This window comes from Candidatus Krumholzibacteriota bacterium, assembly GCA_016931295.1.
GTDB lineage: Bacteria > Krumholzibacteriota > Krumholzibacteriia > Krumholzibacteriales > Krumholzibacteriaceae > JAFGEZ01.
Window position 1 is genome coordinate 56,860 of record JAFGEZ010000001.1, and the last position, 18,650, is coordinate 75,509.

General features: G+C 69.2%; 16 protein-coding genes. 4 read left to right on the top strand and 12 right to left on the bottom strand.

Features of this window, described 5'->3' with window-relative positions; translation table 11 throughout:
* Nucleotides 1-10 precede the first annotated feature (10 nt).
* Genes JW876_00190 through JW876_00200 form a run of 3 tightly spaced genes read right to left on the bottom strand, consistent with a single transcriptional unit; the run spans nt 11 to nt 3,587 of the window.
* Nucleotides 11-1,324, bottom strand: coding sequence for a UDP-glucose/GDP-mannose dehydrogenase family protein (locus JW876_00190; protein MBN1883922.1), 1,314 nt, complete (start codon nt 1,322-1,324; stop codon nt 11-13).
* A complete protein-coding gene (locus tag JW876_00195) occupies nt 1,321-2,529 on the bottom strand; it encodes a glycosyltransferase (protein MBN1883923.1) in 1,209 nt (402 codons plus the stop codon). Before JW876_00195 ends, JW876_00190 begins: the two co-directional genes overlap by 4 nt.
* Nucleotides 2,526-3,587 (bottom strand): hypothetical protein, encoded by a 1,062-nt coding sequence (locus JW876_00200; protein ID MBN1883924.1) that lies wholly within the window; start codon nt 3,585-3,587, stop codon nt 2,526-2,528. Before JW876_00200 ends, JW876_00195 begins: the two co-directional genes overlap by 4 nt.
* A gap of 227 nt (nt 3,588-3,814) precedes the next feature.
* Here JW876_00200 and JW876_00205 point away from each other — a divergent pair, with 227 nt between their 5' ends.
* The 3 genes from JW876_00205 to JW876_00215 all read left to right on the top strand — a co-directional run bounded on the left by JW876_00205 (nt 3,815) and on the right by JW876_00215 (nt 7,915).
* Entirely contained in the window at nt 3,815-5,215 is a 1,401-nt protein-coding gene (locus JW876_00205; GenBank protein MBN1883925.1) for a flippase, read from the top strand.
* A complete protein-coding gene (locus JW876_00210; GenBank protein ID MBN1883926.1) occupies nt 5,212-6,381 on the top strand; it encodes a glycosyltransferase in 1,170 nt (389 codons plus the stop codon). Before JW876_00205 ends, JW876_00210 begins: the two co-directional genes overlap by 4 nt.
* 280 nt (nt 6,382-6,661) lie before the next feature.
* Nucleotides 6,662-7,915, top strand: coding sequence for a T9SS type A sorting domain-containing protein (locus JW876_00215; protein ID MBN1883927.1), 1,254 nt, complete (start codon nt 6,662-6,664; stop codon nt 7,913-7,915).
* 31 nt (nt 7,916-7,946) lie between these two features.
* On the opposite strand, the gene JW876_00220 is transcribed toward JW876_00215, so the two are convergent.
* On the bottom strand, nt 7,947-9,032 hold the full coding sequence (locus JW876_00220; GenBank protein MBN1883928.1) for a hypothetical protein: 1,086 nt from the start codon (nt 9,030-9,032) through the stop codon (nt 7,947-7,949).
* Between the two features lie 8 nt (nt 9,033-9,040).
* Entirely contained in the window at nt 9,041-10,417 is a 1,377-nt protein-coding gene (locus JW876_00225; protein ID MBN1883929.1) for an O-antigen ligase family protein, read from the bottom strand.
* Nucleotides 10,418-10,590: 173 nt separating this feature from the next.
* Between JW876_00225 and JW876_00230 the strand changes: the two genes are divergently transcribed.
* Nucleotides 10,591-12,567 carry an alpha/beta hydrolase gene (locus JW876_00230; GenBank protein MBN1883930.1) on the top strand — a complete coding sequence of 659 codons (1,977 nt, stop codon included), beginning with the start codon at nt 10,591-10,593 and terminating at the stop codon, nt 12,565-12,567.
* Nucleotides 12,568-12,617: 50 nt separating this feature from the next.
* Here the strand turns inward: JW876_00230 and JW876_00235 are convergent, their stop codons facing one another.
* From JW876_00235 to JW876_00265, 7 genes are all read right to left on the bottom strand, one after another.
* On the bottom strand, nt 12,618-13,628 hold the full coding sequence (locus JW876_00235) for a hypothetical protein (protein ID MBN1883931.1): 1,011 nt from the start codon (nt 13,626-13,628) through the stop codon (nt 12,618-12,620).
* A gap of 24 nt (nt 13,629-13,652) precedes the next feature.
* A complete protein-coding gene (nadE, locus tag JW876_00240) occupies nt 13,653-14,627 on the bottom strand; it encodes an NAD(+) synthase (protein ID MBN1883932.1) in 975 nt (324 codons plus the stop codon).
* Between the two features lie 38 nt (nt 14,628-14,665).
* Nucleotides 14,666-16,207, bottom strand: coding sequence for an AMP-binding protein (locus JW876_00245; protein MBN1883933.1), 1,542 nt, complete (start codon nt 16,205-16,207; stop codon nt 14,666-14,668).
* Nucleotides 16,208-16,244: 37 nt separating this feature from the next.
* On the bottom strand, nt 16,245-16,529 hold the full coding sequence (locus tag JW876_00250; GenBank protein ID MBN1883934.1) for an acyl carrier protein: 285 nt from the start codon (nt 16,527-16,529) through the stop codon (nt 16,245-16,247).
* A gap of 86 nt (nt 16,530-16,615) precedes the next feature.
* A complete protein-coding gene (locus JW876_00255) occupies nt 16,616-17,737 on the bottom strand; it encodes a glycosyltransferase family 2 protein (GenBank protein MBN1883935.1) in 1,122 nt (373 codons plus the stop codon).
* A gap of 26 nt (nt 17,738-17,763) precedes the next feature.
* Nucleotides 17,764-18,414, bottom strand: a complete 651-nt coding sequence (locus tag JW876_00260) for an MBL fold metallo-hydrolase (GenBank protein ID MBN1883936.1) — start codon at nt 18,412-18,414, stop codon at nt 17,764-17,766.
* Nucleotides 18,407-18,622, bottom strand: a complete 216-nt coding sequence (locus JW876_00265) for a 4Fe-4S ferredoxin (GenBank protein ID MBN1883937.1) — start codon at nt 18,620-18,622, stop codon at nt 18,407-18,409. The genes JW876_00260 and JW876_00265 overlap by 8 nt, the downstream gene beginning before the upstream one ends.
* Between the last annotated feature and the right edge of the window lie 28 nt (nt 18,623-18,650).

Here is an 18,650-nt window from a genome sequence, read left to right on the forward strand (position 1 = left end):
GGCAATCCTCCTACCAGCAGATCCCCTCGTACCGGGCCGGCGTCTCGGGACGGTCGGCGATGCGGACGAGGTCGATCACGGTCTGGTCTTCGCGCAGGTGCGGCAACTCGTGGATGAACTCGGTCGAGCGGTTCCCGATGACGATCGTCTCGGCGAACTCGACGACCTGTTCGATATGGGGCGTCATCAGGTCGGAGATGTGTTTGATGCGCGTCTCGATGTACTCCTTGTTGGCGCCGAAGAGCTTGGCGAGGTTGACGTTTCGGTCGTAGATCCGGATGTCGTAGCCCTTGCCGATCAGGGTCTCGATCACCGTGACGATCGGGCTCTCCCGCAGGTCGTCGGTGCCCGCCTTGAAGCTCATCCCGAGAAAGCCGATCCGCCTCGCGCCGGTCGCGATGATCATCTCGATGCCGCGCTTCACCTGCAGCTCGTTCGCCGGCATGATCGCGTCGAGCACGGGGACCTTCACGTCGAGCCGGCTCGCCTGGTGGGTGAGCGCGCGGACGTCCTTCGGGAGGCAGGAGCCGCCGAAGGCGAAACCCGGCTTGAAGTAGTAGGGGGAGATGTTGAGCTTGCGGTCGGCGCAGAAGATCTCCATCACGTCGTGCCCGTCGATCCCGACCGCCTTGCAGACGTTGCCGATCTCGTTGGCGAAGCAGACCTTCAGCGCGTGGAAGCAGTTGTCGGCGAACTTCACCATCTCGGCCGCCTCGAGGCCGGCGACGAAGACGGGGGCGTCGATCCCCCTGTAGATCTCGCAGACCCTGCGCGCGTCGGCCTCGTTCTCGCTCCCCACGACGATCTTCGGCGGATCGTAGTAGTCGGCCACCGAGGAGCCCTCGCGGAGGAACTCGGGGTTGAAGCAGAGACCGAAGTCCTCGAAGGCCCGCTTGCCGCTGTGCTCCTCGAGGATCGGCCGGCAGACGTTGCGCGTGGTGCCGGGGAAGCTCGTCGAGCGGATGACGACGATGTGGCGCTTGTCTTTCGCGGCGATGAGCTGGCCGATCTCGGCGCAGACGGCGCGGAGAAACTCGAGGTTCGCGTCGCCGTTCGGCAAACTCGGCGTGCCCACGCAGACGAGCGACATCTCCGTCTCGCGGATCGCCGCGGCGGCGTCGGCCGTCGCCCGCAGGCGCCCCTTCGCCACGTTCTCCTCGATGATGCGGCCGATGTCCTTCTCGATGACCGGCGTCTTGCCGTCGTTGATGAGGTCGACCTTGACCTCGGCCACGTCCACGCCGACGACGGTGTTGCCCCCGTCGGCGAGACAGGCGGCCGAGACCACGCCGACGTACCCGAGACCGAACACGCTTATCTTCATCGATCGTCCCCTTCCGTTGTCCTCGGCAGCGCCTCGACGAAGCGTCGGGCGACCGATTCCCATGCGCAGTGCTCCGCGACGAAGGCGCGGGCGGCCGCGCCGAGCGAACGGCGGCGTCCGCCGTCGGTGAGAACGCCGGCGACCGCCGCGGCGAAGGCGGCGGGCTCGTCGGCGATCAGTATGTTCTCGCCGTCGCGGTACTCGAGGCCCTCGGCCCCGATCGTCGTCGAGACGACGGCCGCGCCGGCCGACATCAGCTCGTAGATCTTGATCCGCGTTCCCCCGCCCACCCGGATCGGTACGACGGCGCAGGCGGCCCGCGCCACGTGCGGCCGCGTGTCGGGAACGGTGCCCGTCACCTCCACGCCGGGGCCGGCGAGGGCCCGGACGGCCGGCGCCGGGTCGCGCCCGACGATCGAGAAAACAACCCCCGGGACCGCCTCGCGGACGCGGGGGAGGATCTCGGCGGCGAACCAGCGGACGGCGTCGACGTTGGGCATCCAGTCCATCGAGCCGAGGAAGACGATCCGTCCCGCCTCGGGCTCGACGCCCGCCGGGGAGAAGTAGCCCGTGTCGACGCCGGTCGGGATCGCCGCCGCGCGCCGCGCGCCGTAGACCTCGGCGAAAAAGGCGGCGTCGCGCGCCGAGACGGCGATCACCGCGTCGAAGGATTGCGCCACGAGGCGTTCGAAGCGCCGGGTGCGCGCGCATTCGCGCCGGAAGACGAGCCGTTTGACGGGATTGCCCTCGTTCGCCGCCGACCGCTCCCAGATCATCGCCTCGATGTTATGCGAGAAGTGTGCCCGCGGCACGCCGGGGCACTCGGGGATGTTGGGGATCATCGTCAGGAAATCGGCGACGACGACGTCGTAGCGCCCGGCGGCGAGGCGTTCGGCGAGAAGCCGACGCATCGCCGTGCTCCGGTAGGAGGCGACGGTCCAGGGGAGGGGCGAGAGCAGCCCCGCCGCGACGCGCAGGAACCAGGCGGGCGATTTCTTCGCCGGTCCCGCCGGCGGCGGCGCGGTGAAGAGCCGCCGGCAGTACTCGGCGCTCTTTTCGACAGCTTCGGACTCGCCGGGGCGGGCGAAGGCGGCGAAGTGGACCTCGTGATCTCGTGCGATCTCGCGCAGCATGTTGAATGTGCGGAGCTTGCCGCCCGAGTCGAGGGGATGGAGGAGGTTGTTCTTCACCCAGAGGATCTTCACGGCCTGCGGTCCTCCTCGAGGGCGGCGAGGATCTCCTCGAGGCCGCGGTCGGCCTCCTCCTCGTACCACCGCACGGCCTCCCCGAGCTCCCCGCGCGTGCGCGATCCGTCGAAGATCATGTTGTTGCAGATGATCCCGTGCACCGTGATCCCGCCGGCCCGCTTGAAGGTGCTGTTGATGAGGCTGTCCTCGATCATGCAGTCGAAGCGCATGTGGAGCCGCGGCGGGTCGGGGGCGCGCCAGCCGTGCTCGCCGAGGAGCCGCTGCATCATGTCGGTGTCCCACGGGAGGTAGCGGGAGATCTTCACCTGGCGGATCGGCGGGGCCGCCGGCACGCTCCGCATGAGGTTGCGGGCGGGGGGGAGACGGAACTCGAGCTTGAGTTGCAGGAGGCAGTACCGCGCGGCGGCGAGGTGGTACAGCATCGAGGGGATGAGGTGCGGCCGGCGCAGCGCGCCGGCGAGCATCTTCTTCATCTTGAAGGCGCGCGGCATGTGGAGGTTGCCCTCGTAGCGGTTCGAGGAGGTGAGTATCGCCGGCACCCCCTCGCGCACCGCCTCGCGGAAGGTGACGGCGGGGAGGATCCAGTGGCAGAACGAGCAGACGCCCCAGAAGAGCCCCGTCGCGCGGAAGGCGCGCACCATGTGGCGCACGTACCGGCGGTCCCAGCCGGCCCGGCTCCCGATGATGCGGTAGTCGACGCCGAGGGATTCGCAGAGGGCGATGAGGTTCTCGTCGGCGATCGGGTAGTTGAAGCCGTGGTCGTACTTGACGACGATCGGCTCGAGGCCGAGCACCTCCTTCGCCACGTAGACGACGTAGGAGGAGTCGAGCCCGCCGGAGGCGCCGATGAGGCAGTCGTATTTCCCCGTGCGGGCCGCTTTCAGCTCCGCGGCGATCCCGCGGAGCTCGTCGATGTTTGAGGTGACGTCGTCGACCTTCCGGATGATCGAGTCGCTGCGGCGGCAGTAGTTGCAGACGCCGTCCTCCCCGATCTCGACGCCGGGGAAGGCCGAGGTGAAGAAGCAGGTCGTGCAGGCGCGCGCGTTCTCGCTCATCGTGAAACCCCCTGTGCCGCCTCCGCGGCGCGGACGCCGCGCCGCCGGGTGTCATGGTATCGCACGGCGGCGCGGGAGCGAAACAGAATTATGCCGGCGCGGCCCGCCGCGGCCGCATTGTCGCTTGGCTTCCCGGGATCGCCGCGCTACACTCCCGCCTGAATGCGCCGGGGCGGCGGACGCACGGTCCTGCCCGCGGCGGGCAAAATCCGACCGGTGGGAGGAGCATGGGAGCGCGGACGTTCCTGGACAGGTGGATCGGCGAGACGCTGCGCCGCAAGGCGGTGCGGCAGCTCGGCCTCATCTATTCGAGCCGCATGGTGACGGCCGTCCTGCGTTTTCTGGCGGGAGTCGTCGTCATGCGCACGCTCGGTCCGGGTCCCTTCGGGCAGCTCACGCTCGCCGCCGTCATGATGGCGATCTACGGCCGCCTCCTCGAGCTCGGCCTCACCACCACGATGGTCCGCAAGCTCTCCTACCACCTCTCCGGCGGCGAGGAGGAGCGGGCCTTCGCCCTCTTCCGGCGGGTCTACGTCCTGCGCTTCGTCTTCTCGGGCGGCTTCATCGCCGTCGGCTGGTTCATCTCGCCCTTCATCGCCGAACATTTCTTCCACGACGCGGTGCTCGTCCTGCCGCTCCGGCTGGCCGCCTTCGGCGGGTTCGTCTACAACGTGTGGGTGCACGCCGAGGGGGCGCTCCGGGCGATCGAGCGCTTCAAGGCGCTCGCGATCAGCAACGCCGTCACCCATGTCGTCCGGACGGGCGCGATCCTGCTTCTCGCCCGCGCGGCCGTCCTCGGCGTCGAGAACGTCCTCCTCATCAACATCCTGCAGATCTTCCTCGGCTTCGTCATCGCCGCGCTCATCCTGCCGCGGCGGTTCTACACGGCCCCCGCCGGGGAGAGGTACCCGCTGGGGGAGATCTTCTCCTACAGCCGCTGGCTCTTCCTCTTCTCCGTCCTCTTCATGCTCTTCGACCGCCTCGACGTGCTGATGCTCGGCTTCTTCCGCCAGGCGGCCGAGGTGGGGATCTACTCGGTGGCCTTCCGGCTGATCATGCCCCTCGAGCTTTTGCCGGAGACCTTCAACACCGTCTTCCTGCCGAAGGTCTCGCGTTTCCGCCGCCGCGAGGAGATCTCGCGCTACTTCCGCGACACGCTGAAGGTGACCGGGCTCGTCGCCGCCGTCTGCGTCCTGCTCATCCTCTTCGCGAAACCGCTGATCCTCCTCGTGCTCGGCGAACGGTTCCTCCCCTCGGTGAAGCTCTTCCAGATCCTCGTCGGGGCCTTCATCCTCCTGACGATGATCAACCCGATCAACCTCGTCGGCCACTCGCTGAACCGGCCGCAGCTCTTCGCGATCATGGCGGGGATCAACCTTTTGCTCAACTTCGTGGGGAACATCCTCTTCATCCCCCGTTACGGGGCGCTCGGGGCGGCGGTCGTCACCCTCTTCTCGCGCGTGCTCGGCGGGCTGATCGGGCTCGTCATCCTCAAGCACTATCTCGACCGGTGGGAGGGCGCGTTGCCGAACGACGCGCCGCCCGCCGCCGGCGAGCCGCCCCTCGGCGGCGACGGGTCTCCGCCGCCGGCCGGCGAGGACGACGGACCGGGGGAGGGCGGCAGATGAAGGTCCTCTGCGTGACCAATCTCTTTCCCGACGCCTCCCGTCCCGGACTCGCCCCCTTCAACCGCCAGCAGTTCCTTCATCTCGCCGCATCGCACGAGCTCGCCGTCGTCTCGCCCGTGCCCTGGCCCCACCGCCTGCGTTTCGCCCTCGCCGGGCGGGCGCCCCGGCCGACCGCGGAGACGGCGGCCTCGATGAGCGTCGTCTATCCCACGTACTGGTACGCGCCGAAGGCGATGCGGCGCTTCTACGGCCGCTGGTACGAGCGGGCGATCGCCGGGCCCTTCCGGCAAATCGCCGCCTCGCTCCGCCCCGACATCGTCTACGCGACCTGGGCCTACCCGGACTGCTGGGCGGCCGCGCGACTCGCCGCCGGGGCGGGCCTGCCGCTCGTCTCGCGGCTGCACGGCACCGACGTCAACCAGGGGCTCGAGAGCCGGGCGCGCCGCCCGTTCGTCCTCGAGGCGATGCGCGCCTCGAGCCGCATCGTCGCGGTGAGCGCGGCCCTCCGGCAAACCCTCGTCGAGGCGGGGATCGACGGGTCCAGGATCGCCGTCGTCATGAACGGGATCGACACGGCGCTCTTCCGGCCCCGCGACCGGAGCGGCGAGCGGCGCCGGCTCGGGCTCCGGTTCGACGCGCGGATCGTCCTCTACGCGGGCAACTTCAAGGCGATCAAGGGAGTGCCCGTCCTCGTCGAGGCCTTCGCCCGCGCGGCGGTGCCCGGGGCCGAGCTGCACCTCGTCGGCGACGGCCCGCAGGAGAGACTCCTGCGCGGTCTCGCGCGGCGGGCGGGGATCGCCGGAAGCGTCTTCTTCCACGGGCGGGCGCCGCACGAGCGCGTGGCGTCGTTCATGGGCGCCGCCGACCTCTTCTGCCTGCCGAGCCTCGCCGAGGGCACGCCGAACGTCGTCCTCGAGGCCCTCGCCTGCGGCCTGCCCGTCGTCGCCACCGACACGGGGGGAACCCCGGAGATTCTCGCCCCCGAAAACGGTATTCTCGTTCCCCCGGGAGCGGCCGAGGCGCTCGCCGGCGCGATCGTCGACGGCCTCGGGCGCGGGTGGGACCGCGCGCGGATCGTGTCGCCGGCCGGTTCCTGGGAAGAGAACGCCCGGCGGATCTCGGTTCTCTTCGCCGAGGCGGCCGCCGGGGAAGGGCGGGTGGAATGACGATTGCACACCACCATGACGGCAACGAGGCCCCGGGCGCAGCACGGAACGCGCACCGCCGGAATACGAGACCCGGGGACACGCATCGAGGATCGATCGGACATCACCGGAAACGACCGGCCGCGGCGGGCGCGAGGGTGCCGAAGCAAAATGGGTGTATCGCCCTCTGGACTTTGCCCGCCGAACGTTGCAATTTGGTAGGGACCGGGCGGCACCTCGCAAACGTTGACTTCCCTCCGCGATGACGATACATTGCATCCGGGGGTGACAGGGGAGAGAGATGAAACGGCTCCACACCGCATTGCTCGTCATCGGTCTGCTCGTATCCGGAAGCGCTCTCGCCGGCGCGCAGGAGCCGCTCCACTACGACGTCAGCTGGTATCCCGTCTCCGATCCGAACGTGGCTGAGGTGCTCGTCTACCGTTCCCTCACCGGGACGGCGGGCGACTGGAACGAGATCGCGGCGGTCTCGCCGGCGGATTCCGTCTACACCGACGCCGTCGGCCTCGACTACGGCACGATCTACTACTACAGCTTCCGCACACGCGACGCCATCGGGACGATGAGCGGATTCTCCGGCATCCTCACCGGGCTCTCCCTCGACGAGGACTCGCCGGCCGGCGTGGCGGACTACTGCGTCGTCGACTCCGTCTCGATCGTCGACGCCACGACGGCCGTCGTCCACTGGTCGACCGCCTGGCCGACGACGGGACGGGTCAAGTACTGGGCGATGGGCTCGAGCGCCGTGTCGGAGAGCGACCGCGACGAAACCCTCGCCACGACCCATGCGACCACGCTCGCCGGACTCGAGGCGAACCGGGTCTACTTCGTCAAGGCCCTCTCGCACGACGCCGCGGCGGGCGGCCTCGTCGTTTCCGTCGCTGCCACCTTCACGAGCAACGATCTTCCCGGCCAGGTCCATTTCCTCGCGAGCGGCACCGGCGTGACCGTGCCCGAGGGGGGCACGGCCTCCTTCGGCCTCTCCCTGAGCGCGCCGCCCCCGGGACCGGTGACCGTCGGGATCGCCCGCGTCGCGGGCGACGCGGACATCGACGTCGAGACGGCCAGCCGGACGGTGACCTTCGACGGCGCCGACTGGGCCGTGGAGAAGCCGATCGTCCTCACGGCCGACGGGGACGTCGACGCCGAGGACGGCGTCGCATGGATCGTCGTCTCCTGCATCGCGGGTGCCTCGATCCCCGATCTCGTCGTCGAGGCCGTCGAGAACGACCAGGGGACGGGCGGCAACCCGAACGGCGATCTCGCCGCGGGGCATATCGCGATCTACCCGATCCCCTTCCAGCCCGCCGCCGGGTTGCTGAACGTGGCGAACCTCCCCGATGCGGGCATCCTCGAGATCTACGACCTCGCCGGGCGCATGGTCTGGGACGCCGCCTGGAGCGGAAACACTTTCCTCGAGTGGGACGGCCGCAACAACAGCGCGGTGGACGTCGCGAGCGGCCGCTACTTCGTGCTGGTCAAGGAGGACTCGGGTCTCGTCGTCGACAAGCGCGTGATCCTCGTCGTCCGCTGACCGGTCTCGCAGGGCTCCGCCGGATGTTCCCTCACCCGCAGCCGGCGATCGCCGGGGGCCTGAGCAGGTAGTCGAACAGTTCCTCGACGGGCTCGTCGCGGCCGTCGTTGAATGCGTAGACGACGTTCGCCATCTCGCGCGCCGTCACGTAGTGGAGATCGATCCCCCGCGCGGCGCATTCCTCCTCGACGGCCTGGAACCCGGCGGCGAGTTCGCCGGTCACCGCCGCGAAGTCCCGCGGCTTCACCCCGTGCGTGTGGATCTTGACGAAGACGGTCTCCTCGCGGCCGCGCACCGAGACGCCCGCGTCGATCCAGAGCCGGACGCGGTCGCGCCTGATCGGGTTGCGCCCGTTGACGTCGCCGTTCTCGAGCCGGGGCAGGATGCCGCGCCGCCGCCGCCAGTTGAGCGCGAGCGGTCCCTGGACGAGGAGGAGGTCGCCCGCGCCGCGGTTGCCGAAGACCACCTCGCGGCCGCGGTCGTGCGACTTGGGGCGCGCCGGATCGTCGTCGGCGAAGTAGATCGCGTTGACGGTCCTGGTCTGGCAGTCGGCCGGCGCGCTGGGCATCGTGAAATCGGCGTAGCACCCCGTCTCGCGCAGCAGCGTGATCTCGTCGTTTAGGCCGCACCAGCGGCCATCGCGGCGCGAGTTGTCGAGCGCCCAGTTGCCGTGGACGAAGCCATACCGCAGTGTGCCGTCCAGGTCGCGGCAGAGGAGGCCGTGATCCTCGAGACGCCGCGTGAAGCGCCCGATCTTCCCGACGAACGCCGGGCCCGTGTCGCGGTCGTGGTGGATGTGCACCTCGACCTCGCCGAAGCCGCGCCCGCAGTGGGCGGCGAGGAGCTCGATCGTGCCGGCGAGGTACTGCTCCTCGGGAAAGAAGTAGGTGTGGCGCGGCGGGCGTCCGCCGGCGTCCCGCCGGCCGCGGCACGCCTCCTCGTAGGCCCCGATCCACGCGCGAACGCGGTCGAACTGGAGGCTCGCCGGGTCGTCCGGGCGCTGTGCCGGCTCGAAGTGGTCGGCGAAGGCGAAAAGCAGGCGGCGCGGCGGGGTCCGCCGCCGCAGGAACCGCCGGCCGAGGAGCCCCGGCAGCCAGATGTGCGCATCCCTGAGCATCGCTCCTCCTAGAGCATCACGAGCACCTTGACCAGGCCGACGAGCCCCACCGTCAAGGCCGATACCGCGATCGCCGTCCGGCGGTCGAGAAAGGCGATGGTGAAACCATGCTCCTCGCTCGCGAAGCGCGAGAGGAGCGCGGAGACGGCGATGACGACGTAGAGGACGCTGTTGTAGGTCCGCGAGAGGAAGAACGCCGCCGCGAAGAAGCCGGCGATCGACAGGAGCATCGCCTCGGCGTAGACGCCGTACCGCGTGCCGGGGGCCCGACGGAGCAGCGAGCGCATCTCGTCGAAGGAGGTGAAGATCATCAGCAGCCACACGAAGAGGCCGGCGAGGCCCAGCTCGGCCATGCAGAGGACCACCGAGTTGTGCGCGGTGAGGTGGTGGTACTCGGTGAAGCTGTTGTAGCCGATCCCGAGGATCGGCCGCCAGAAGAAGAGGTTGAGCCCCGTGGCCCACGCGTCGATCCGTCCGCTCGCCGAGGCCTCCTCGGGCGAGACGTCGGCGAGACGGCTCGGACCGGCGGCGAACATCGCCGCGGCGACGAGGAGGCCGATGAGGAGTCCCTTCCACGCGCCGAGCCGCCGCACGAGAAAGACGACGAAGACGACAATCAGCCCGAGGGCCGTGCCGCGGGAGTTGGTGAGATAGAGGGCGTAGACGAGCACGACGAACGCCGGCGCCCACGCGAGCCGCCAGACGGCGGAGATCGCCGGCCGCGTCATCTTGACGAGGGCGAACGGCGTGAAGGTGAGCAGGGCGAGGCCGAGGTCGTTCGGGTCGGCGAAGATGCCGATCCAGCGGATCCTGTTGCCCTCGATCGGCGTCTGCCCGGCGATGTCCGTGCCGTTGTAGTACTGGAAGATCCCGTTGACCGCCAGCATGAGCGTCATGACGAAGAGCATCGTGAAGACCGTCCGCAACTGGTCGAAGGAGCCGACGAGGGCGATGATCATGAAGAAGAGGATGAAGACGGGCAGAAAGCTCGAGAAGGCCTCCTTCGCGCCGAAGAGGTAGAAGCGCTGGAGCTGCGAGAGCGGGATGATGATGAAGAAGACGAGCATGAAGACGCTCTGGCGGAGCCGGAATCCCGTGAAGGGCCGTCGCTGGATGATCGTGTGGAGGATGAAGACGCCGAGGACGAGCAGCGAGATCGCCAGCATGATCGGCATCCCCTGCAGGGCGGGCACGAACTCCTGCGGCCGCAGGTAGACCATCGCGAGGTAGGCGAGCAGTCCCCAGAAGGGCTTGAAGAAGACGAGAACGGCGACGAGCATCGCGCCGAAGGCCGCGAGCGCGACCTTGACGGAGGCCAGGAGCATCAGTATAGTCGCCAGCGCGAGGATGGCGGCGAGCGCGGGAATGATGACGCGGTTACTCATCGAGTGCGGATTGTAGAAGATTCACCGGCGGACAACAACGTCTTTTCCCAGTGGGCGGCGGGCGGCGCGGCCGCGGGAACGGCGCGGTGCGCGGGCGGTCGCCGGGCGGCATTCTTCTTGCAGCGTTCCCGGTCGGACCGGCGAGCCGCCGGCCGCGGGAAGGGCGGGAAACGATGACGCAGGAACGGCATTTCTTTTTCAGGACGGACGGCACGCCGCTGTTCGCCACGCTGCACCTCCCTGCGGGCGGCGCGGCCGGACGCACCGCGCTCGTCGTGTGCGATTCCCTTTTCGAGGAGAAGTACTGGTGCGAGCGGGTCTTCGCCAACCTCGGCCGCGCGGCCGCGGCGGCGGGGGCGGCGACGCTCCTCTTCGATTACGCCGGCTACGGGAACAGCGCCGGGGAGCCGATCGACGTGGATCCCGCGAGCCTCGTGCGCGACGCGGCGGACGCCTGCCGGTTCGCGCGCGACCTGGGCGCCTCCCGGATCGTTTTCCTCGGCATCCGCTGGGGGGCCGCCGTGGCCTCGGCCGCGGCCGGCGTCGCCGGCGCCGACGCGCTCGTTCTCGTCCAGCCGATCCGCGACTGGTCGCCGGAGCTGATGAAGGCGCTCCGCGCCAACGTCGCCGGCCAGTACGCCATCTTCCGGAAGACGGTGATGACGCGCGAGCAGATCATCGGGGAACTGGCCGCCGGCGGCGCCTGCGAGCACGGCGGCTACCACATGAACAACGTCGAGGGCTATCTCTTCTCTCACCGGTTCGTCGAGGGGGCGCGCGAAATGACGCTGCCCGCGACCACCGGCACGGACATTCCCGTCACGATCGTCCGCATCCCCGAGAAGGCCGGCGCCCCCGTCCGCGACGACGGCCTCGCCGACGCGATCCGCGCGGGGGGCGCGACCTGCGAGGAGATCGTCATCCCCGACGACAACGCCTTCTGGATAAACAACCGCATCTTCACCTCCCGGGCGCCGGGTTTCGTCGAGGCGATCGTCTCGCGGCTCGCCGGCGGCGGACGCGGGGAAGCGGGCGCGCCGGCGACCGGCGACGCACGCCCGGCCGGCGGCGGTCCGAAGGAGCAAGAGCGGGCGGACGCGCCCGCGGTCGTCGCCATGGCGGGCGACGATCTTCCCGGCGCAGCCGATGCGGTCACGATCGGCGGCGTCCGCGAGGAGGCCGTCGTTCTGGACGGCGGCGAAACGGGGCCGGTGGCGGGCGTCATGTACCGCCCCGACGGGGCTGCGCGGGAGACGGGCGTCGTCTTCACGCACGGCGGGCTGATCGGGATGAACGGCGCGTTCCGCTTCAACACGCGCGCGGCCCGGCGCCTCGCCGCGGCGGGATTCCCCTGCCTCTGCGCCGACACGCACGGCGTGGGCCGCTCGGGCTCGCGGCTCGGGAACGTCGAGCAGCGCGTCCTCTTCCGGTGGATCTGCAACGGCCTCTTCGCCGACGACGTCGTCGCCGCGGCGCGCCTCCTGCGCGAGCGTTCCGGCGCAAGGCGGATCGCCGCGGTCGGCGTCTGCGGCGGCGCGATCACCAACCTCATCGCGCAGAGCCGGTCGGCGGAGATCGACGACTCGGTGCTCCTCTCGATCCCCGTGATGCTGCCGAGCCTGCGCTACGGCGAGGTGCGGATGAGCGAGGGGTACGCGCGCTTCTATCTCGGGCTCTACCTCCGGAAGATCTTCAACCTCCGCGCGTGGTGGCGGTTCCTGACCTTCCGGAGCGAGTACGACAAGATCTTCGCCGCGCTCGGCGGCTTCCTCGCCGGTCTCAGCCGGCGCATCGGCGGATCGGCCAACCGGCGGCCGGCGCCCCCCCCCGCGAAGCCGGCCGCGAAAAGCGGCCTCAGCGTCACCGTGCCCGGCGCCGGGGAGGACATGTCCTTCAACGACGACTTCCTCCGCGCCTACCGGGCGATCGTCGGCCGGGGCGGGCAAATCGACTTCGTCTTCGGCGAGCACGACAACTTCCGGTGGGAGTTCGAGAGCGAGTTCCTCGCGCGGATGCCGGGGGAGATCGAGCGCGGGCGCGGGCTCGTCACGATCGAGTCGATCGAGCACGCGAACCACATGTACACGCTGCGCGAGTGGCAGGACGAGATCGTCAGGCGCTGCGCGGCGCGCTTCTCCGGCGGCGACTGAGCCGCCGCGTCACCGCATCGTCACCGCCACGCCACCGTTCCGTCACCCCGTCATTCCATTCCCTTCGCGCCCCTCTCGAGACGCGCGCGCACTCCCTCCACGACCGCCGGATCGGAGCGCTCCTCGAGGCGTTCGATCGCCTCGTCGCGGTCGAGGTAGCCGGCGCGCACGAGCCCGGCCAGCTCGAAGGCGTAGGGGTGGTAGGAGAATCGCTCGCGGTGCCGCTCGATGCCGAGCGCGTTGAGCAGGCAGTTCGTGGAGTTGGGATCGGTGTCGTCCGGCTTCCGCCAGCCGAGCCGCCGGATCTCCTCGAGGATCCCCGCCTCGTCGTACTCGAGGAAGGCGAGCGGGCTCACGTTGTGCGGGAAGCGCTCGGGGCGGGCGAAGTGCTCCTCGGTGAGGAAGTAGTTCTCGATCCCCGAGCCGACGATGGCCGACATCGGTCCGACGAACTGCTCCTGCATCCCCCGGATCATCGACGGGTTGTTCAGGAAGATCGAGGCCTCGACCGGCGCCTGTCCCGGCGACCAGCCGTACACGATGAAGGGGATGTCCCCCTCGATCGCGCGCCGGAGGGCGATGAACTTGACGAGCCCCATGCAGGAGGTGCAGATCGTGCTCGCCCGCTCGAGCCCCTTGCGCGAGTAGATGTCCTCGTCGGCGCAGTGCAGGAAGAGCTTCGAGAGGAGGTCGAACCGTGGCTTGTGGATGACGAGGTCGACGCCGAGCCCCTCGACGACCGCCCGGATGTTCTCCAGCGATCGCGGGGAGATGAAGCCGTTGTCCATCGTCAAGGCCAGGATCGAGAGCCCGTAGCGCTCGCGCAGGACCGCCATCGTGTAGGTGGAGTCCTTGCCGCCGCTGTAGGCCATGATCGCGTCGTACCCGCCGGTCCGCCTGCGCTCCTCGAGGAGCTTCTCGAACTTGCCGCGGTACTTCGTCATCGATTTCCCGAGCCGCTCCGCTCCCTTGAAGAGGTGGCAGAAGTTGCAGACGCCCTCCTCGTCGAAACGGATGCCGGGATAGGTCTCGGGGAGCACGCACCTCGTGCAGCGTTTCATCGGTTTCGTCCCTTTCCGCCTCCGTCAGATCCCCAGGTCGGGGACCGGCGGGAGGCTGCGCAGATGCTTCGTGGCTTCGCGCTTGCGTTCGAGATCCTTCCAGGCGCGCGCCGCCTGCCCGGCCTCGAGGCCGAGGGCGGCCGCCGCCTCCTCCACCGTGTGGCCGTGCTCCATCGCGTAGAGGAGCAGGTCCACCTGGTCGTAGGAGAGGCAGAAGTAGAAGTCCTTGTCGCTCACCGGGAGGCTGTAGGTGTCGGGGCTCGGCGTGCGGGCGAGGACGTCGGCGGGAACGCCGAGATGGCGGCCGATCTCGAAGACCTGGCTCTTGTAGAGGTCGGTGAGCGGCTCGATGTCGACGCCGCCGTCGCCGAACTTGACGAAGAATCCCTGCGCCGTCTCGGCGCGGTTGGTCGTGCCGCAGACGATGAAGTAGCGCCGCTCCGCCTCGTAGTAGAGCTGCGTCATCCGGAGCCGCTGCTTGATGTCGTTCGCGGCCATCATCTCGAGGTAGTCGTCGCGCGAGAGCCGCGCAGAGCGGATCCCGCCGTCGCCGCCGTCCACCTCGAGCCGGTAGGCGCTGATGCGGTCGCGCTCGAGCAGGTCCTGCGGCAAAACGAGACGGAAGCGGTAGCCGTCGGCGACGTCGGGGAAGTAGCGCCGCACGACGGCGTCGCGTTTCTCGTAGACGCCGAAGGTCTCGAGGGCGGCGGTGATCTCGAACTCGCTGTGTTCGATGCCGAGGCTCTCGATCACCTGGAGGGCGAAGCGCCGGCTGTCGGGGCTCGAGTCGCGTTCGGGCAGGATCACGCCGTGGACGCGCTCCGCGCCGAGGGCGCGCACGGAGAGGGCCGCGGCGACGGCGGAGTCGATGCCCCCGCTCACCCCGATGACGATCCCCTTGCGGCGGAAGGTGTTCTTGACCGCGTCCCTGATGAATGCCTCGATCTTCCCGGCCGTCGCGGCCGCGTCGATCCGGAGTACGCCGGCGTCGATCGCCATGATTTGTTCCTTTCCCGCCCGGCCGCGGCCGGGCGCCCTTACGCGAGTCCCTTCGTCGTGATCTTGCCCGTCGTCGTCTTCGGGAGCGCGTCCCTGAATTCGACGATCGACGGGATCATGAAATCCTCGAGGTGCGCCTTGCAGTGGGCGAGCACGTCCTTCTCGCCGATCGCCGAGCCCTCGCGGCGGACGACGAAGAGCTTGATCGCCTCGCCGAGGATCTCGTCGGGCACGCCGACGACGGCCGCCTCGACGACTCCCTCCATCGCGTAGACGACCCCCTCGATCTCCTTCGGGCTCACCTTCTCGCCACGGCTCTTGATGATGTCGTCGCGGCGCGAGACGAAGTAGAGGAACCCCTCCTCGTCCATCCGGAAGAGGTCGCCCGTGTAGAGCACCTTCTCCCACGGCCATTTCCCCGGGCGGAGCCGCGCCGCGGTCTCCTCGGGGAGCTCCCAGTAGCCCTGCATCACGTTGGCGCCGCGGACGACGAGCTCGCCGATCCTGTCCGGCTCCTCGATTTTCTCGCCCGCCTCGTCGACGAGCCACACCTGCTCGTTCGGCATCCCGCGGCCCACCGATTCCGGGCGGCGGTCGAGCTCCGCCGGCGGGAGAAAGGAGACGCGCTTGCACTCGGTGAGGCCGTACATCGAGTAGATGTCCGCGCCGGGAAAGAGTCCGCGCAGGCCGGTGATGTGGCTGACCGGCAGGGCGGCCGCCGTGTTGGTGATGTAGCGCAGGTCGGGGAACGCCTCGTTGCGGATCTCCTCCATCTGGAGGAGGATCGCCGAGATCGTCGGGACGATCGGGAAGCCGGTCGCGCGCTCCTCGCGGAGCAGGTTGACGACGGCCCACGGGTAGAGGAATGACCGCTCGAGTATCAGCGCGCCGCCGAACCGGGCCGCCATGATCGCCTGGTAGAGGCCGTAGTCGAAGGAGAGGGGCAGCACGGAGAGGATGCGGTCCTCCGGCGTGTTCTCGAGGTAGGTGGTGATCGATGTCGCGGCGGAGACCATGTTGCGGTGGGTCAGCATGACCCCCTTCGGGTTCCCCGTCGTGCCCGATGTGTAGATGAGTGCCGCCAAGTCGATGTCGATCGTGTTCAGGGGCGGCTGCGCGCCGGGTTGCCCGGCGAGGGTCTCCTCCCACGGCAGGGGCGCGGGCGCGTCGGCCGGCGGCGGCGGCAGGGCGGGGCCCGCCGCGAGAATCGCCTTCAGCGAACAAACGCCCTCGACGGCCCGGCCGACGGTCCGCCATTTCCCCGAATGGGTGATGAGGGCCGCGGCCCTACAGTTGTCGAGGATGTAGCGGATCTTCTCCCGCTTCGTCGTGGGGTTGATCACGAGGAAGACGGCGCCGGCCTTGAGGATCCCCCAGATCGAGACGACCGCCTCGGGGGAGTTGTCCATCAAAACGGCCACGCGGTCGCCCTCGGCGACGCCGCACGCGAGAAGGGCGTTCGCGAGCCGGTTCGCCGCGACGTCGATCTCCCGGTAGGAGAGGCGGCGCTGGCCCGCGACAAGGGCCTCCTTCCCGGGGTGCCGCGCGGCGCTCTCTTCCAGAAATTCCTGCAGAAGCATGGTCAGTCCGTACCCGTCCGTGGCCGTGGACGCCGCGTCATCGTTTGCGCTCGATGTATGCGGCGATCCGTTCGATCGAATCGAAATTCTCCGGGACGAGTTCCTCGTCCTTCACGTCGAAGCCGAATTCGTCCTCGACGAATCCGACGACCTCGAGGATGCCGGTCGAGTCGATGATCCCCGACTCCAGGAAGGAATCGCCGTCCTTCAACGACCCGTCGTCCGTGCCGAAGAGGAAGTTGTCGACGATGAATCCCCGAATCTGTGTCTTCGTATCCAACGGATCCTCCCGTGTTCTGTGCGGTGTGAGTGGACGAGTCATTGTGCCCCGCGCCGCGGCGGGATGTCAATTCTCAATGAGGCGAGGAAATGCAAGAACGGTACCAGAAAACGCAATGCCGCGAGGGGTCAGCGCTTCCAGCGCGCATCGGCGCGGCCCGCGGCCCACCGGAACAGCCCGGCGACGGCGGCGGCGTTGAGGGAGACGAAGACGGAGAGGAAGGAAAAAAGCCGGTTGCGGCGGAGGGCCGGCATGAAACTGGCGGCGGCGCCGGCAACCCAGCAGGCCGCCTGCGCCCAGAAGAAGGCGCGGAAGAGCGGTCTCGGCATGAGGGCCGACGAGAAGAGCAGCAACAAGAGCGCCCACGGGACGAGGAGCCGGAAGAGCTTGTGCGAGACGGCCTGCGGGAAGATCCGGTCGCGACGCGGATCGAGGAGCCACAGGTTCCGCGCGAAGGTCTGGTAGTTGCCGGCGAGGGTCCGCGTCTTGCGGCGGAACTCGTGTGCGATCGCGTCGGCGGGGTCGTCCCACGCGACGGCCGCCGGCTCGAAGACGACACGGTAGCCGCGGCGGAAGCCCTGGAGGGGGATCTCGACGTCGTCGAGGATCGTGTCGTCGGGGATGGGGAGGATGAGCTCGCGGCGCGCCGCGTAGATCGCCCCGGTGACGCCGAGGGTGGAGTCGACGTCGCTCTCGGCCCGCCGCAGCAGCTTCTCGTAGCGCCAGTAGAGGCCGATGCTCTCGCCCGTCTCCTCGCCGGCCCGCCGGAAGACGAGCTCTCCGCTCACCGCGCCCACGGCGGGATCGGCGAAATTCCTGACGAGCGCGCGCACCGCGCCGGGCTCCCACATCTGGCGGACGTCGGAGAAGACAACGATCCCCTCTTCGATCGAGGCGAGCGCGCGGTTCAGTTGCGCTGGCTTGCCCCGGTTCGTGTCGTCGACGATCGCCTCGATGTCCCCGCGCCCGCGGAGGATCTCCCCCGTGCGGTCGGTCGAGCCGTCGGAGACGACGATCGCCCTGAAGCGGTCAACCGGATAATCGAGGGCGGCGATGTTTTCGAGCTTCGCCTCGATGCGCGACTCCTCGTCGAAGGCGACGACGATCATCGTCACCGGCGGCAGGGGATCGTTTTCGCGGGCCGCGGGCGGGTGGCCGGCGAGGCGCGCGGCGATGAGGATGAGCAGCGGATAGAGGGCATACGTGTAGAGAACGAAGATCAGCGATGCCCAGAAGAGAAGAGCGGTCATGTTTCCCGTTTCCCCCGGCCCGCCGGTCAGAAGGAGCCGTTCAGGAAGGGATTCCCCCGTTTTTCCTCCCCGATCGTCGTGTCGGGGCCGTGCCCGCAGTAGACGATCGTCTCGTCGGGAAGGGTGAAGAGCTCCGTTCTGATCGAATAGAGCAGCGTCTCGAGATCGCCTCCCTGCAGGTCGGTCCGGCCGATCGAGCGCCGGAAGAGCGCGTCGCCGACGAGGACGCGGCCGCCGAAGACGAAGGAGACCGATCCCGGCGAGTGGCCGGGGGTGAAGAGGACGCGCCCGGCGACCTCGCCGACGACGAGCGGCTCGCCGGGAACGATCTCCCGGCCGATCTCCGGCGCCTCGATCTCGCCGAGGCCCCAGTAGGGCGCCTCGCTCACCGAGATCGCGATCATCTCCCGCGCCGCCGCGTGGACGGCGAAGGGCGCATCCCACCGCCGGCAGAGCCCTGCCGCCGCGGCGAAGTGGTCGCCGTGGCCATGCGTGCACAGCACCTGCTCGACGGCGAGCCCGCGCGATTCGACGAGCGCCTCGATGAGCCCGGGGTCCCCGCCCGGGTCGACGACGATGGCGCGTTTCGTTTCGGGGCAGGAAACGACGTAGCAGTTCGTCGACAGCGGGCCGACGACGAGCTGCTCGATCGTCGCCTTCCGTCCGGTGTCATCCATCGTGTTCCTCTCCCGGGATCCCGTCCGGCGGGAATCCCCCGTCCGCGTCGGGGCAGACGAGGGCTCCCGTCGGACACACAAGAGCCGCCTGCCCGCAGGGGCGGCATCGTCCGGGGAACACGACGAGCGCATCCCCCATGACAATGAGCGCGTGTCTCGGGCAGACGGCAGAACAAGCGCCACAGACCGCGCATCTCGCGCGGTCCACGCGGACGGTCGCGGGCCGCCCGGCGGAG

What these genes read in the sequence shown, in the direction of transcription:
- JW876_00245 (MBN1883933.1), bottom strand. Translation starts at nt 16,207, where the DNA reads ATGCTTCTGCAGGAATTTCTGGAAGAGAGCGCCGCGCGGCACCCCGGG.
- nadE (MBN1883932.1), bottom strand. Translation starts at nt 14,627, where the DNA reads ATGGCGATCGACGCCGGCGTACTCCGGATCGACGCGGCCGCGACGGCC.
- JW876_00210 (MBN1883926.1), top strand. Translation starts at nt 5,212, where the DNA reads ATGAAGGTCCTCTGCGTGACCAATCTCTTTCCCGACGCCTCCCGTCCC.
- JW876_00190 (MBN1883922.1), bottom strand. Translation starts at nt 1,324, where the DNA reads ATGAAGATAAGCGTGTTCGGTCTCGGGTACGTCGGCGTGGTCTCGGCC.
- JW876_00200 (MBN1883924.1), bottom strand. Translation starts at nt 3,587, where the DNA reads ATGAGCGAGAACGCGCGCGCCTGCACGACCTGCTTCTTCACCTCGGCC.
- JW876_00215 (MBN1883927.1), top strand. Translation starts at nt 6,662, where the DNA reads ATGAAACGGCTCCACACCGCATTGCTCGTCATCGGTCTGCTCGTATCC.
- JW876_00205 (MBN1883925.1), top strand. Translation starts at nt 3,815, where the DNA reads ATGGGAGCGCGGACGTTCCTGGACAGGTGGATCGGCGAGACGCTGCGC.
- JW876_00235 (MBN1883931.1), bottom strand. Translation starts at nt 13,628, where the DNA reads ATGAAACGCTGCACGAGGTGCGTGCTCCCCGAGACCTATCCCGGCATC.
- JW876_00225 (MBN1883929.1), bottom strand. Translation starts at nt 10,417, where the DNA reads ATGAGTAACCGCGTCATCATTCCCGCGCTCGCCGCCATCCTCGCGCTG.
- JW876_00230 (MBN1883930.1), top strand. Translation starts at nt 10,591, where the DNA reads ATGACGCAGGAACGGCATTTCTTTTTCAGGACGGACGGCACGCCGCTG.
- JW876_00255 (MBN1883935.1), bottom strand. Translation starts at nt 17,737, where the DNA reads ATGACCGCTCTTCTCTTCTGGGCATCGCTGATCTTCGTTCTCTACACG.
- JW876_00220 (MBN1883928.1), bottom strand. Translation starts at nt 9,032, where the DNA reads ATGCTCAGGGATGCGCACATCTGGCTGCCGGGGCTCCTCGGCCGGCGG.
- JW876_00250 (MBN1883934.1), bottom strand. Translation starts at nt 16,529, where the DNA reads ATGACTCGTCCACTCACACCGCACAGAACACGGGAGGATCCGTTGGAT.
- JW876_00260 (MBN1883936.1), bottom strand. Translation starts at nt 18,414, where the DNA reads ATGGATGACACCGGACGGAAGGCGACGATCGAGCAGCTCGTCGTCGGC.